General features: G+C 57.3%; 23 protein-coding genes. All 23 read left to right on the plus strand.

Annotation, left to right across the window (positions count from 1 at the left end; translation table 11 throughout):
- Position 1 precedes the first annotated feature (1 nt).
- The 23 genes from rpsC to rplQ all read left to right on the plus strand — a co-directional run bounded on the left by rpsC (position 2) and on the right by rplQ (position 12,063).
- The gene (rpsC, locus tag VN887_01715; protein ID HXT38718.1) at positions 2 to 676 is read left to right on the plus strand and encodes a 30S ribosomal protein S3; all 675 of its coding nucleotides are present in this window, start codon (positions 2 to 4) and stop codon (positions 674 to 676) included.
- A 23-nt stretch (positions 677 to 699) separates the two neighbouring features.
- Positions 700 to 1,119: a 50S ribosomal protein L16 gene (gene rplP / locus VN887_01720; GenBank protein ID HXT38719.1), complete on the plus strand. Its 420-nt coding sequence runs from the start codon at positions 700 to 702 to the stop codon at positions 1,117 to 1,119.
- A 22-nt stretch (positions 1,120 to 1,141) separates the two neighbouring features.
- On the plus strand, positions 1,142 to 1,339 hold the full coding sequence (gene rpmC, locus VN887_01725) for a 50S ribosomal protein L29 (protein HXT38720.1): 198 nt from the start codon (positions 1,142 to 1,144) through the stop codon (positions 1,337 to 1,339).
- Between the two features lie 6 nt (positions 1,340 to 1,345).
- A complete protein-coding gene (gene rpsQ / locus VN887_01730) occupies positions 1,346 to 1,636 on the plus strand; it encodes a 30S ribosomal protein S17 (protein ID HXT38721.1) in 291 nt (96 codons plus the stop codon).
- A 14-nt stretch (positions 1,637 to 1,650) separates the two neighbouring features.
- Positions 1,651 to 2,016 (plus strand): 50S ribosomal protein L14, encoded by a 366-nt coding sequence (gene rplN, locus VN887_01735; GenBank protein HXT38722.1) that lies wholly within the window; start codon positions 1,651 to 1,653, stop codon positions 2,014 to 2,016.
- A 5-nt stretch (positions 2,017 to 2,021) separates the two neighbouring features.
- Positions 2,022 to 2,297, plus strand: a complete 276-nt coding sequence (gene rplX / locus VN887_01740; protein HXT38723.1) for a 50S ribosomal protein L24 — start codon at positions 2,022 to 2,024, stop codon at positions 2,295 to 2,297.
- 60 nt (positions 2,298 to 2,357) lie between these two features.
- Entirely contained in the window at positions 2,358 to 2,903 is a 546-nt protein-coding gene (gene rplE, locus VN887_01745) for a 50S ribosomal protein L5 (GenBank protein ID HXT38724.1), read from the plus strand.
- Between the two features lie 3 nt (positions 2,904 to 2,906).
- Positions 2,907 to 3,176 carry a 30S ribosomal protein S14 gene (gene rpsN, locus VN887_01750; protein HXT38725.1) on the plus strand — a complete coding sequence of 90 codons (270 nt, stop codon included), beginning with the start codon at positions 2,907 to 2,909 and terminating at the stop codon, positions 3,174 to 3,176.
- A 4-nt stretch (positions 3,177 to 3,180) separates the two neighbouring features.
- A complete protein-coding gene (rpsH, locus tag VN887_01755; GenBank protein HXT38726.1) occupies positions 3,181 to 3,567 on the plus strand; it encodes a 30S ribosomal protein S8 in 387 nt (128 codons plus the stop codon).
- Between the two features lie 13 nt (positions 3,568 to 3,580).
- Complete coding sequence (gene rplF / locus VN887_01760) at positions 3,581 to 4,117, plus strand: 50S ribosomal protein L6 (GenBank protein HXT38727.1); 537 nt, start codon at positions 3,581 to 3,583, stop codon at positions 4,115 to 4,117.
- Positions 4,118 to 4,165: 48 nt separating this feature from the next.
- On the plus strand, positions 4,166 to 4,531 hold the full coding sequence (rplR, locus tag VN887_01765) for a 50S ribosomal protein L18 (GenBank protein ID HXT38728.1): 366 nt from the start codon (positions 4,166 to 4,168) through the stop codon (positions 4,529 to 4,531).
- A gap of 20 nt (positions 4,532 to 4,551) precedes the next feature.
- A complete protein-coding gene (gene rpsE / locus VN887_01770; protein HXT38729.1) occupies positions 4,552 to 5,163 on the plus strand; it encodes a 30S ribosomal protein S5 in 612 nt (203 codons plus the stop codon).
- Between the two features lie 4 nt (positions 5,164 to 5,167).
- On the plus strand, positions 5,168 to 5,641 hold the full coding sequence (gene rplO, locus VN887_01775) for a 50S ribosomal protein L15 (protein ID HXT38730.1): 474 nt from the start codon (positions 5,168 to 5,170) through the stop codon (positions 5,639 to 5,641).
- A 26-nt stretch (positions 5,642 to 5,667) separates the two neighbouring features.
- Positions 5,668 to 7,050, plus strand: coding sequence for a preprotein translocase subunit SecY (gene secY / locus VN887_01780; GenBank protein HXT38731.1), 1,383 nt, complete (start codon positions 5,668 to 5,670; stop codon positions 7,048 to 7,050).
- A gap of 1 nt (position 7,051) precedes the next feature.
- On the plus strand, positions 7,052 to 7,699 hold the full coding sequence (locus VN887_01785; GenBank protein HXT38732.1) for a nucleoside monophosphate kinase: 648 nt from the start codon (positions 7,052 to 7,054) through the stop codon (positions 7,697 to 7,699).
- Positions 7,700 to 7,734: 35 nt separating this feature from the next.
- Positions 7,735 to 8,478: a type I methionyl aminopeptidase gene (gene map, locus VN887_01790; GenBank protein ID HXT38733.1), complete on the plus strand. Its 744-nt coding sequence runs from the start codon at positions 7,735 to 7,737 to the stop codon at positions 8,476 to 8,478.
- Complete coding sequence (gene infA / locus VN887_01795) at positions 8,439 to 8,660, plus strand: translation initiation factor IF-1 (protein HXT38734.1); 222 nt, start codon at positions 8,439 to 8,441, stop codon at positions 8,658 to 8,660. Before map ends, infA begins: the two co-directional genes overlap by 40 nt.
- A gap of 3 nt (positions 8,661 to 8,663) precedes the next feature.
- Positions 8,664 to 8,777 (plus strand): 50S ribosomal protein L36, encoded by a 114-nt coding sequence (rpmJ, locus tag VN887_01800; GenBank protein HXT38735.1) that lies wholly within the window; start codon positions 8,664 to 8,666, stop codon positions 8,775 to 8,777.
- 9 nt (positions 8,778 to 8,786) lie between these two features.
- The gene (gene rpsM, locus VN887_01805; GenBank protein ID HXT38736.1) at positions 8,787 to 9,182 is read left to right on the plus strand and encodes a 30S ribosomal protein S13; all 396 of its coding nucleotides are present in this window, start codon (positions 8,787 to 8,789) and stop codon (positions 9,180 to 9,182) included.
- 13 nt (positions 9,183 to 9,195) lie between these two features.
- Positions 9,196 to 9,819, plus strand: coding sequence for a 30S ribosomal protein S11 (gene rpsK / locus VN887_01810; protein HXT38737.1), 624 nt, complete (start codon positions 9,196 to 9,198; stop codon positions 9,817 to 9,819).
- A 29-nt stretch (positions 9,820 to 9,848) separates the two neighbouring features.
- Positions 9,849 to 10,457 (plus strand): 30S ribosomal protein S4, encoded by a 609-nt coding sequence (gene rpsD / locus VN887_01815; protein HXT38738.1) that lies wholly within the window; start codon positions 9,849 to 9,851, stop codon positions 10,455 to 10,457.
- 100 nt (positions 10,458 to 10,557) lie between these two features.
- Positions 10,558 to 11,571, plus strand: a complete 1,014-nt coding sequence (locus VN887_01820; GenBank protein ID HXT38739.1) for a DNA-directed RNA polymerase subunit alpha — start codon at positions 10,558 to 10,560, stop codon at positions 11,569 to 11,571.
- A 15-nt stretch (positions 11,572 to 11,586) separates the two neighbouring features.
- A complete protein-coding gene (gene rplQ, locus VN887_01825) occupies positions 11,587 to 12,063 on the plus strand; it encodes a 50S ribosomal protein L17 (protein ID HXT38740.1) in 477 nt (158 codons plus the stop codon).
- Positions 12,064 to 12,111 lie beyond the last annotated feature (48 nt).

The raw sequence follows: 12,111 nt of genomic DNA on the forward strand, positions 1-12,111 counted from the left end.
TATGGGACAGAAGACCAACCCAACCGGACTGCGAATCGCCGTCAACAAAGACTGGCGCTCAAAGTGGTATGCCGAAAAAAAAGAATTCGGCAAACTGCTGGCCGAAGACCGCCGGATCCGGGACATCTTGAAAAAGAAACTGGAATCGGCCTCGGTGCCGAAAATCCAGATCGAGCGTGCGGCGACCCGTTGCCGTATCACCATTTTTACGGCCCGGCCCGGCGTTGTCATTGGCCGCAAAGGCGCGGAAATCGACAAGATCAAGGAGGAATTGAGCCGGATGACGGGCAAGGAGATCTTCGTTGATATTTCGGAAATCAAGACCCCGGAGCTTGATGCCCAGTTGGTGGCGGAGAACGTTGCCTTGCAGTTGGAGCGGCGTATCTCGTTTCGGCGTGCGATGAAAAAAGCGGTCCAGACCGCGATGGATTTCGGAGCCGACGGGATCAAGATACGGTGTGCGGGCCGTTTGGGTGGCGCGGAACTGGCGCGCACGGAAATGTACCACGAGGGACGCGTACCGTTGCATACGTTGCGCGCGAACATTGACTACGGTTTTGCCGAGGCGAGCACGGTGTATGGCAAACTGGGGGTCAAGTGCTGGATTTGCAGGGGCGAGACGAAAGTGGAACGTGGAAACAAGACCCTCGGCGCAAGCGCGGCGCCGTCGAACTGAACCTGATCTGCGCGAGGTTTTTTATGCCGTTGATGCCTGAAAGAGTGAAGTATCGGAAGATGCAACGCGGTCATCGCACCGGGATCGCGTCCCGTTGCAACACCGTGGCCTTTGGTGAATACGGATTGCAGGCGCTGGAGCGTTGCTGGATGGACACGAAGCAAATCGAGGCCGCGCGTGTGGCGATCACGCGTTTTATGAAGCGGCGTGGCAAGGTCTGGCTGCGTGTGTTTCCCGACAAGTCGATCACGAAGAAGCCGCTGGAAGTGCGCATGGGCACGGGTAAAGGCGGCGTGGAATCGTGGGTGGCGGTGATCCGTCCGGCGAATGTTTTGTTCGAAGTGGACGGCGTCACGGAGGCCGTGGCGCGTGAGTCCATGCGCCTGGCATCGGCAAAGATGCCGATCAAGACAAGATTTATTTCCCGCCACAAGTTGGGATAAGCGGAAACGTGGAACGATGAAAATGTCCGACCCGAAAATCAAAGATGGGACACTGGTCGAATTGACGGCCTTGAGCCGGGAATTGCGGCAGGAGATGTTCAACCTCCGGTTGCAGCAGGCGAGCGCACAGTTGGAAAAACCGGCCCGGTTGCGGCTCTTGCGCCGTGACATCGCACGCATTGAAACCCGTATTTCGCAACTGCGCCGCAAAGCCGCCTGATTTTTTATGTCCGAGACAAATTTACATCGTGGTCATCGAAAAGAGCGCGTCGGAGAGGTCGTTTCCGACAAAATGGACAAGACGATCGTAGTCCGCGTGGAGCGCCGATTTCGCCATCCGAGATTCAAGAAAGTGGTGACAGCTTACAGCAAGTTTTACGCACACGATGAGAAGAACGACGCCAGGGTCGGCGACCGCGTTCGCATTCAGGAGACGCGGCCCTTGTCGAAGTCCAAGTGCTGGCGGCTGGTCGAGATTGTCGAACGCAACGAAGAGCCGGCGACAGTAACGGGCTAAAACGAAGATCTTTTATGCTTCAGATTCGATCTATTTTGGATGTTGCCGACAACTCGGGCGCAAAACGCGCTGCGGCCATCGGTGTCATCGGGCGCAATCAGCGTTATGCGCACGTGGGCGACGTCATAAAAGCCCATATCAAGGAAGCCGCCCCTGACGGCACGGTTAAGAAGGGCGATGTGGTGGACGCCGTGGTGGTCCGGACGCGCCAGCCCATCCGGCGCAGTGATGGTTCGTATTTGCGCTTCGACACAAATGCCATTGTCATCATCGACAAAGAAAACAACCCGCGCGGCACGCGGATCTTTGGCCCCGTTGCGCGCGAACTGAGGGACAAGAAATTCATGAAGATCATCTCGCTCGCGCCGGAGGTTATTTGACCATTATGCGCAGATTTCACGTGAAAAAAGGCGACGAAGTGGTTGTGATTGCCGGCACCGAAAGAGGCAAACGCGGCAAGGTCATCGCCTTGCTGACGGACAAGCAGCGTGTGATCGTGGAAGGCATCAAATTGATCAAAAAGCATCAACGCAAGAGCCAGCAGCATCCACAGGGTGCGATCGTCGAGCGTGAAGGTTCAATCCATGTTTCAAACGTGATGTCGGCGGAAAAGCACGACAACCGCGCCGCCAAACGAGGCGGGGCGCCTGTGGGCGCTTAGCGGGGACGAGTCAAACTGAATTTGAGAGTCAACATTCCGGTAAAACCCGGAAGCCGCGAAATGAAAGCCAGATTGTATCAGAAGTACGCCGAAAGCGTGCGGCCCGCTCTGATGGAAAAGCGGAAGTACCAGAATGTCCACCAGGTGCCCCGCCTCGAGAAGATCGTGATCAACATGGGCGTCAGCGCACAGTTGGAAAAGAGCGCTGTGGATGATGCTGCGCGTGATTTGAGCTTCATCACCGGACGCAAACCCGTGGTCAATAAATCGCGCAAAAGCGTGGCCAATTTCAAGTTGCGTCAGGGACAGCCGATTGGCTGCCGGGTAACCTTGCGCCGCGACGTGATGTACGAGTTTTTCGACCGGCTGGTGGCGGCGGCGCTGCCGCGCATTCGTGATTTCCGCGGCGTTTCCAGCCGTTCGTTCGACGGTCGGGGAAACTATTCGCTTGGTCTTTCGGACCAGACGATCTTTCCGGAAATCGATCTGGACAAAATCAAGCGGCACCAGGGCATGGACGTGACAATTGTGACCACGGCACAAACCGATGAGGAAGCGCTAGAGCTGCTCAAGTTGATGGGAATGCCGTTCGCGGAAGGAAGATGACTTATGGCCAAAAAAGCCTGGAAAGAACGCAACAAGAGAAAAATTGAAACCGTCAAGAAGTACGCCGCGCTCCGGGCGGAGCTGAAGGCCAAAGGCGATTATGCCGCCCTCGCCCAACTGCCGCGCAATGCCAGTCCGACGCGCATCGTGAACCGGTGTGCCATCAGCGGCCGTCGGCGTGCCTACCTCCGCAAATTCGGCTGTTCGCGGTTGACGTTCCGGGAAATGGCCCTGTCCGGTCTGATTCCAGGCGTGACGAAAGCCAGTTGGTAAACCTATGACCGATCCGATTTCAGACATGTTGACCCAAGTGCGTAACGCGAATCTCGCGTTGGCGCCTGAACTGGAAATTTCGCACTCGAGGATGAAGGAAAGCATTGCCAACATCCTCAAGAGGGAAGGGTACATTGCCGACTGCCAGGTCGAGGGCAAAACGGCGAAAAAGCTCAGGCTCAAGTTGAAGTATCAGGGACGCAAGGGTGTGATCGTCGGCTTGAAGCGTGTGAGCAAGCCGGGGCTGCGGCGCTATGTTCGCGCGACGGAAATCCCGCGGGTGCTCGGAGGCATGGGCACGGCGATTGTTTCGACGCCCCGTGGAGTCATGACCGGCGTGGACGCCCGGAAGCAAAATCTCGGTGGCGAGTTACTTTGCTATATCTGGTAAGGATTGAGATTTTATGTCACGAATTGGAAGATTACCGATAGAGATCCCAGCCAAGGTCAAAGTCGAGGTACAGAACCGGAAGGTTCTCGTCGAAGGACCAAAAGGAAAGCTCGATTTCGAGCTGCCCAGACGCACTTCTGTCGTCGTCGAAGGTGCGCAGATCAAGGTGGGCCGTGACGGCGACGACGCCGAGGCGAGGGCATTGCACGGGCTGAGCCGGGCGATTCTAAACAACATGGTCAGGGGCGTCAGTGAGGGATTCGTCAAGAAGCTTGAAATCCAGGGCGTTGGCTTCAAAGCGGTGCTGCAAGGGAAAAATGTGAACCTCAGCCTGGGTTATTCGCATCCCATCAACTACCCGATTCCCGACCAGATCAAAGTCACGGTCGAGGAGAACACAAAGTTGACCATTGAAGGGCCGAGCAAGGCAGTGGTCGGTCAGGTCGCCGCCGAAATTCGCGGCTTCTATCCACCCGAGCCTTACAAGGGCAAAGGCGTGCGGTATGTCGGCGAGCACGTCCAGCGCAAGGAAGGCAAAACCGTGCAATAGCCGGTTTGATCGAATGACAAGCCCGGACAAAATTCGTGAGCTATCGAAATGAGAACTGAAAAGAAGCAAGATCTTGCTCGTCGCCGTCACTGGCGGGTCCGCACGAAAGTGACTGGCACGCCGGAACGCCCGCGAATGAGTGTCAAGTTCACGGAAAAGAACATTCACGTGCAGTTCATTGACGACCGCGCCGGCCGCACACTGGCCGCGATCTCAACGTTAAGCAAAGAGGTGCCCGACCGCGGACGATTGGCCGCCAATGTGACCGGCGCCACACGCGTCGGAAAACTTGCCGCAGAAGCGGCGAAAGCCAAAGGCATCGGCCAGGTCGTGTTCGATCGCGGCGGGGCTCGTTACCACGGCAAAGTGAAGGCGCTGGCGGACGCCGCGCGAGAAGCAGGTCTTAAATTCTAGCAGCAACCAGGAGAATAAACGTGGCCGACGAAACAATCAGAACCAATCCGGGAGAAAGCCGCGGCGGGCGCGGACGTGGATCTCGCCGTGGCCGGCCGTCACCTGAATCGGGCGACGGCTCGGGGGACAACCGGGCCGAGAACGAACTGACCGAAAAGGTGGTTTACATCAATCGCTCGGCCAAAGTCGTGAAGGGTGGCCGGCGCTTCAGCTTCAGCGCCCTGATCGTCGCGGGCGACAGGCGCGGCCGCGTCGGCCTCGGCCTCGGCAAGGCAGGCGAAGTAGCGGACGCGATTCGGAAAGGCGGCGAAATTGCCAAACAGAGCCTGATCACCGTGTCATTGAAGGAGGCGACTATCCCTCACGAGGTAATCTCGGCATTCGACGGCGCACGCGTGTTGCTGCGACCGGCGTCGCCGGGAACGGGGGTCATTGCGGGCAAGACGGTGCGGGCGGTCCTGGAATCGGCGGGCGTAAAAGATGTTCTGAGCAAGTCGCTTGGATCCAAAAACGCCGCCAATGTGGCGAAGGCGACGCTCGGGGCATTACAGCAACTTCGTCTGCGCAACGATATTTATCGCGGTCGCGGCCTGGAGATGAGAGCAAAGGACGCGCCGGCTGCAACGGCTTGATTTTATGCGCTTACACGATCTCAAACCTCGCCCCGGCGCCCGACACCGCCGCAAACGTCTGGGTCAGGGTGAATCCAGCGGACGTGGCAAGACAAGCGGGCGGGGTGGCAAAGGCCAGACCGCCAGATCGGGCAGTTCGATCCGCATCGGCTTTGAAGGCGGCCAGATGCCATTGATCCGCCGCATTCCCAAGCGCGGTTTCAACAACGCGCGTCACGCAACCCGCTATACTCCTGTGAACATCGAATCGTTGAATCGGTTTGAAAACGGAGCCCGCGTGGACGAAGCGGTCCTGCGCTCCGTAGGTCTGGCCAACGGTCGCTCGTCGGGGATCAAGATCCTCGGCGATGGCGAGTTGAAAAAGAAACTGACCGTAAGCGCGCATTCGTTTAGCGCAGCGGCGCGCGCCAAAATCGAATCGGCGGGCGGCGTTTGTGAAACCACGGGGGCTAAAAAGGGCGGGCCGGCCCACGTCTGATCGCTCATCTCCGCCATTGCTGACGCATGTTCCGCGCCATAGCCAACACGTTCGCGAATTGTTTCAAGATCCCGGAGCTCAAATCGAGGATCATCTTTACGTTGTTGCTGCTCGGCATCTGCCGGATCATGGCGTGGATCACCGTTCCCGGGCTGAACGGAGCGGCACTGATGAAGTATTTCGATCAGCACGCGAAGGATTTGGGCGGTTCGGTGCTTCAACTTTACAGCCTGTTCACTGGGGGCGCGATGCAACATTGCGCGGTGGGCTCGCTTGGCATCATGCCGTATATTACGGCGACGATCATCGTGCAGTTGCTGACGGCGGTTTACCCGCCCTGGAGTAAATTGGCGCGGGAGGAAGGCGGGAGGGCAAAACTCATTCAGAACGGGCGCTATCTCACGGTCCTGCTTTGCCTCGGTCACGGCACGTTGATGACGCTGGGATGGGAGAATCCGGGGAAGATTTTTCCGCAATTTACGGAGCAACTGGTACTGGACCAGAATCACATCTGGTGGTACCGGGTGCAAACCATTTTGATTCTGACCACCGGCACTCTGGTGTTGATGTGGCTGGGTGAACAAATCACCGAGCGCGGGATCGGCAACGGCGTATCGCTCGTAATCACCATCGGCATCGTGGCGGATCTACCGGGCGCGTTTAACGCGGTCTATTTGATGTTCAACCCTCCCGCGGGCGCGGAAACGAGGGTCAATTGGTTTTACGGGGTCTTTCTTGTGGCCCTTCTTCTGGTGGTCATCGCCGGTGTCGTTGCGGTGACACAGGCTCAACGCAAGATTCCTGTACAATACGCCCAGCGGATGGTGGGCCGGAAGGTTTACCAGGGGAGCAGTTCGTTCATGCCGTTGCGTGTCAACTACGCGGGCGTGATGCCGATCATTTTCGCCCAGGCAATCCTGATGTTCCCAAGCAAGATCTGTTATCTGCTGAGCAACCTCGAAAGCATGAAATTTTTCGCGGACATCGGGCGCCAGTTGGAACAGGGACACCTGGTCTATTATCTTCTTTATTCCCTGATGATCCTGTTCTTCTCGTATTTCTGGGTGGCGACCCAATTCAACGAAATCCAGATCGCGGACGATCTGAAAAAGCACGGCGGCTACATTCCCGGCGTGCGGCCCGGGCAGGCGACCAGCGATTATCTGCACAAGGCGATGAGCCGTATCACGCTGGCGGGAGCCGTGTTCCTGACGATCATTGCGGTGGTGCCTCAACTCCTCGGCGATTGGTTTAACATCGATCACCGGGTGACTCGATTTTTCGGTGGCACGAGCATCCTGATCACGGTTGGTGTGTTGCTGGACACCATGCGCCAGATGGAATCGCATCTGTTGATGCGGCATTACGACGGATTCCTGAAGAAGGGACGCCTCAAGGGCCGCTTCTGATATGAGGCGGCGGCTTATACTTCTCGGTCCGCCGGGGTCGGGAAAGGGAACCATAGCCGCGCGGTTGCAGCAGGAATTCGGGATCCACCATATCTCATCGGGACATTTGCTGCGACGCGAAGTGGAAGAAGGTTCAACTGTGGGACAGCGAGCGAGATTGTTCCTTGAAAAAGGCGAACTGGTGCCTGACGGGACCGTGCTCACGTTTATGCGCGGATGGATGAAATCCGCGCCTCTGGAAAGCGGATTCATGCTGGACGGTTTTCCCCGGACGCTGAACCAGGGCAAAGCGCTGGACGTATGGCTGGCCGAACGCGGTGCGCCGGTCGAAGCGGTGATTTTATATGCCTGCGATCTGAAGATCATCCTGGACCGGATCACCGGCCGGTGGAGTTGTCCGAAATGCGGGCGGGTGTACCATGTTTATTCGGTGCCGCCGAAAGTTGCCGGGATTTGCGATGACTGTCGGATCGAATTGACGCAGCGTGCGGACGATCGCGAGCCGGTGGTGCGCAGGCGGTTTGGGATTTACGCCCGTCAGACGAAGCCGCTGGCAAAGTATTACGAACACCAGGGTAAGTTGACGGTGGTGGATGCCGCGTTGTCGCCGGACGAACGATTCGCGAAAACCGTGGCGGCTTTGAATTGAAGATTATTCTAAAAACCGATCGAGACCTGGACGCAATGCGGCCGGCCTGCGCGGTGGCGAGCAAAGTGCTCGATGAAGTATCGGCTTTCGTTCGTCCCGGCGTGACAACCCGCGAAGTTGACGATTATGCAGCGGCGTGCATCAGGCAACACGGTGCCAAAAGCGCTTTCCTGAACTACCGCAAATATCCGTGCAACATCTGCATTTCGGCGAACGATGAAGTAGTACATGGCTTGGCAAACGAACGGCGTCTGCAGTTCGGTGACATTGTGAGTCTGGACGTGGGCGTGGTTTTAGGAGGATTCGTCGGGGACACGGCGCGGACGATCGCAGTAGGAGGCTGCAGTCTGGAAGCCCAGCGCCTGCTGGATGTAACCGAACGTGCCTTGTACGAGGGGATTGCTCAGGCCGTCCCCGGCAAGTGCGTTAGCGATATTTCGCGCGCGGTGCAAAACTGCGTTGAAGGCAACGGGTTTAGCGTCGTAAGGGAATTCGTTGGTCATGGGGTCGGCCGCTCTGTCCATGAAGAGCCGCAGGTGCCCAATTACGTGGACGCGAAGATGAAAGACCATCGGCTGGAACCCGGCATGACGCTGGCCATCGAACCGATGGTGAATGCGGGCAGGCCGGGCGTAAAAATATTGAAAGACGGCTGGACAGCGGTGACGCAAGATGGTTCACTGTCCGCCCATTTTGAGCATACGGTGTTGATTACCTGCTCGGAACCGGAAATTCTAACGTGCATCGAGAAGATGCCATCGAAGTTGAAGGTATTGTAGTGGAAGTATTAAAAGACGCCTTATTCCGGGTGGAACTGCCGAACCGGCACCAAGTTATAGTGCGGGTTGCAGCCAAAGCCCGGGCAGCAGGCTTTCGAGCATCGCCCGGAGACAAAGTTACCGTGGAAATGTCACCTTTCGATCTGTCGAAGGGCCGCATCAAAGCCGGGCGGAAGATTTGAAACATGAAAGTTCGCGCATCAGTCAAACGGCTTTGCGAGCACTGTAAAATCGTGCGTCGCAAGGGTGTCATTCGCGTCATCTGCACAAACGCGCGCCACAAGCAGCGCCAGGGCTAGGACCAGATCATGCCACGCATTCTCGGAGTAGATATCCCCGCAGATAAGCGCATTGACATCGCGCTTCGCTACATTTACGGCATTGGGCCGGTCAACGCCAAAGAGATTCTGGCGAAGGCTGGCTTGGATTCCGCAATCCGCGCAAAGGATTTAAACGAACAACAGTTGTCGCAAATCGTGCATGCGATTCAGGACGGAAAATATGTCACGGAAGGTGATCTGCGCCGCGAAATTGGTCTGAACCTGAAACGATTGCAGGCCATCAAATGTTATCGTGGCGTTCGACACTTGCGCGGGCTCCCGGTGCGGGGCCAGCGCACTCAGACGAATGCCCGTACTCGCAAGGGACCCCGCAAGACGGTCGGCGTGCAGCGCAATCCGAATGCAAAGACCGGTATCCATTAACTGATTTTCGTTTATGGCAGAAGCAACCGATTCCAAGAAACCCACGCCGAGAAAGGACGCGAAAACGGAGGCGGGCGGATCGCCGGAAAGTCCGAAGGCTGCGGCGGAGGGCAAAGCGGCCAAAACGCCAAAAAAGGCCGGCGCACCAGCATCCTCTGACGAGACGGGCAAGACCTCAGTGGACGCTGCTGTTGCCACGCCTGCCGCAGTGCCCGTGGCGCCCACCGCCGCCGAGTTGCTGGCCGACGACGCCGCCAGCAAGAAGATCATCAAAGCAAAAGGCGCAAAGAACGTCGCTTCGGGCATCGCCAACATTCTGGCCACATTCAACAATACCCAGGTGACCATCACTGATATGCAGGGCAACATTCTGGGCTGGTCAAGTGCAGGTCGCGTGGGCTTCAAAGGATCGCGTAAGAGTACGGCTTTCGCGGCTCAGCAGGTCGCGCAGGACGCGGCGCGCCAGGCCATGTCGCACGGCATGAAGGAAGTCGAAGTCAAAGTGAAAGGGCCCGGCTCCGGACGCGAGTCGGCCATCCGTGCTCTGCAGGCGATCGGACTGGAAATCTCGTCCATCAAGGACGTGACGCCGATTCCGCACAACGGTTGCCGGCCGCGGAAGAAGCGCCGTGTCTGAATCGATCAACTTTTAACCAACAGCGAACAATGGCTCGTTACACAGGACCCCGCACGCGCATCAGCCGCCGGTTTGGCGTGCCCATATTTGGCCCGTCAAAGTATCTGGAGCGAAGAAACTATGGCCCAGGTATGCACGGGCCAAAATCCCGCCGCAAGATGACGGACTACGCGCTTGGCCTGCTCGAAAAGCAGAAGCTGCGTTATTACTATGGATTGATGGAGCGCCAGTTCCGCAACGTTTACGAACGCGCCCTCAAACGGCGCGGCGTAACCGGTGAAACGATGCTGCAGATTCTGGAAACGCGGCTGGACAACGTGGTGTATCACCTCGGCTTTGCAAATACGCGGCCGGCAGCGCGGCAGTTGGTCAGTCATGGTCATGTCAAGGTAAACGGGCGCAAGGTCAATGTTCCCTCGTACTCCCTCAAGGTGAATGATGTTGTGGAGGTGAAAGACTCGAACGTTTCACGACAGATCGCCACGAAGAACATCGAGATGGCCACGAGTCGCGCCGTGCCGGACTGGCTGTCGCTGAACAAGGACGCGTTCAAAGGTTCCGTTGTGCGGATTCCGACGCGCGACGAAATCCAGCCCATTGCCAATGAACAGTCAGTTGTCGAGTTTTATTCCCGCTAATCAACCGCTCCCCCAAGGGAGCACAACGCAATTATACGGATCCGGACTGCGGCGGGAATAAATCGGTCCGGGTCAGATTAAAATTGCCAGAAAGAAAAACATGCCAGTACGCCTAGGTCGTTTCGAAATGCCCAAACGGTTAAGTAAGGAGGACGCAACTGCCACGGAAACCTTTGCAAAATTTGTCGCCGAACCGTTTGAGACGGGTTACGGTCACACGGTCGGCAACTCCCTCCGCCGCGTGCTCCTTTCTTCGCTGGAAGGCGCCGCCATCACCTCCATCAAAGTGGACGGTGCGATGCACGAATTTACCACTATTGAAGGTGTCGTCGAGGACGTGACCGAAATCGTGCTGAATCTGAAGAAGATCAAATTCAAAGCGCACACACGCGAGCCGCAGACGTTGATGCTTTCCGTGCACAAGGACGGGCCGGTGACCGCCGGGGACATCAAACTGAACCAGAACATCGAACTGGTGAACCCCGACCAGTTGATCTGCACGCTCGACAAGAAGAAGAAACTCGAGATGGAACTGGAAATCAAAGTTGGACGGGGGTTTTGTCCGGGGGACGAGAACAAGAAACTTGACCAACAGATTGGCGTGATTCCGATCGACTCGCTCTTTTCGCCCGTGACCCGGGTCCGTTACGCGGTAGAGGCTGCGCGCGTTGGCCAGCGTACTGATTATGACCGGTTGATCCTCGACATCTGGACTGATGGTCGCATTTCGCCCGACGACGCACTCACCCAGGCTTCGGCGATCCTGCAGCACCATCTCGACGTGTTCGTGGGTTACGACAAGAATGCAGTGGAGTTCGAGGAAGCCGAAACCAAACAGGACGACGAAAAGGCCAAGCTCAAGAAACTGCTGAACATGAGCGTCAACGAGATCGAATTGAGTGTCCGCGCGGCCAATTGTCTAAACAACGCGAACATAACGACCGTCGGACAGCTCGCGATGAAGACCGAGGCTGAAATGCTCAAATATCGCAACTTCGGCAAGAAATCACTCAACGAAATCAAAGAGAAACTGGCGGCGCTCGGGTTGACGTTGGGCATGAACATTGACCCGTCCCTCCTGGAGGCACCCAAGGAAGAGGCCAAAGTACTTTAAGCCCGGGGAATAGTTATGCGTCACAGGAAACGAACTGCGAAGCTGGGCCGGACCGGTGAGCACCGCAACGCGATGCTGGCAAACCTGGTTTGCAGCCTTATCAGACACAAGCGTGTAACCACGACCCTGGCAAAAGCGAAGGCGGCGCGTCCCGTCGCGGAGAAAATGGTCACACTTGGCAAGGCTGCCACCGTTCACGCGCGACGTCTTGTCGCCGCCCGCTTGCGTCACCCGGCCCGTACGCTCCATGGCAGCAAGGCCGAACGTGAAGCCTGGCGCAAAGACGAAGATGTCGTCCGCATTCTTTTTGAAGAATTGGCGCCGTCGTTCAAGGAGCGGAACGGGGGCTACACGCGCATAGTGAAGCTCGGAAAGCGCCAGGGAGACGCCGCCCAGCGTGCCATCCTGGAATGGGTGGACTTCATTGCAGGCGCTCCGAGTGAGCCGGCGGGGTCCGGGTCGGCAACTCACACGGCCGGAGCAAAGAAATAAATATTACCCGATTCTTTCGCAGGCCCGTTCGCAAGAACGGGCTTTTTC

The sequence above is a fragment of the Candidatus Angelobacter sp. genome (assembly GCA_035607015.1).
Lineage (GTDB): Bacteria > Verrucomicrobiota > Verrucomicrobiia > Limisphaerales > AV2 > AV2.

Excerpts from the sequence above, each read along its gene's own strand:
- rpsC (HXT38718.1), top strand. The coding sequence starts at position 2 with ATGGGACAGAAGACCAACCCAACCGGACTGCGAATCGCCGTCAACAAA.
- rplP (HXT38719.1), top strand. The coding sequence starts at position 700 with ATGCCGTTGATGCCTGAAAGAGTGAAGTATCGGAAGATGCAACGCGGT.
- rpmC (HXT38720.1), top strand. The coding sequence starts at position 1,142 with ATGTCCGACCCGAAAATCAAAGATGGGACACTGGTCGAATTGACGGCC.
- rpsQ (HXT38721.1), top strand. The coding sequence starts at position 1,346 with ATGTCCGAGACAAATTTACATCGTGGTCATCGAAAAGAGCGCGTCGGA.
- rplN (HXT38722.1), top strand. The coding sequence starts at position 1,651 with ATGCTTCAGATTCGATCTATTTTGGATGTTGCCGACAACTCGGGCGCA.
- rplX (HXT38723.1), top strand. The coding sequence starts at position 2,022 with ATGCGCAGATTTCACGTGAAAAAAGGCGACGAAGTGGTTGTGATTGCC.
- rplE (HXT38724.1), top strand. The coding sequence starts at position 2,358 with ATGAAAGCCAGATTGTATCAGAAGTACGCCGAAAGCGTGCGGCCCGCT.
- rpsN (HXT38725.1), top strand. The coding sequence starts at position 2,907 with ATGGCCAAAAAAGCCTGGAAAGAACGCAACAAGAGAAAAATTGAAACC.
- rpsH (HXT38726.1), top strand. The coding sequence starts at position 3,181 with ATGACCGATCCGATTTCAGACATGTTGACCCAAGTGCGTAACGCGAAT.
- rplF (HXT38727.1), top strand. The coding sequence starts at position 3,581 with ATGTCACGAATTGGAAGATTACCGATAGAGATCCCAGCCAAGGTCAAA.
- rplR (HXT38728.1), top strand. The coding sequence starts at position 4,166 with ATGAGAACTGAAAAGAAGCAAGATCTTGCTCGTCGCCGTCACTGGCGG.
- rplO (HXT38730.1), top strand. The coding sequence starts at position 5,168 with ATGCGCTTACACGATCTCAAACCTCGCCCCGGCGCCCGACACCGCCGC.
- secY (HXT38731.1), top strand. The coding sequence starts at position 5,668 with ATGTTCCGCGCCATAGCCAACACGTTCGCGAATTGTTTCAAGATCCCG.
- VN887_01785 (HXT38732.1), top strand. The coding sequence starts at position 7,052 with ATGAGGCGGCGGCTTATACTTCTCGGTCCGCCGGGGTCGGGAAAGGGA.
- map (HXT38733.1), top strand. The coding sequence starts at position 7,735 with ATGCGGCCGGCCTGCGCGGTGGCGAGCAAAGTGCTCGATGAAGTATCG.
- rpmJ (HXT38735.1), top strand. The coding sequence starts at position 8,664 with ATGAAAGTTCGCGCATCAGTCAAACGGCTTTGCGAGCACTGTAAAATC.
- rpsM (HXT38736.1), top strand. The coding sequence starts at position 8,787 with ATGCCACGCATTCTCGGAGTAGATATCCCCGCAGATAAGCGCATTGAC.
- rpsK (HXT38737.1), top strand. The coding sequence starts at position 9,196 with ATGGCAGAAGCAACCGATTCCAAGAAACCCACGCCGAGAAAGGACGCG.
- rpsD (HXT38738.1), top strand. The coding sequence starts at position 9,849 with ATGGCTCGTTACACAGGACCCCGCACGCGCATCAGCCGCCGGTTTGGC.
- VN887_01820 (HXT38739.1), top strand. The coding sequence starts at position 10,558 with ATGCCAGTACGCCTAGGTCGTTTCGAAATGCCCAAACGGTTAAGTAAG.
- rplQ (HXT38740.1), top strand. The coding sequence starts at position 11,587 with ATGCGTCACAGGAAACGAACTGCGAAGCTGGGCCGGACCGGTGAGCAC.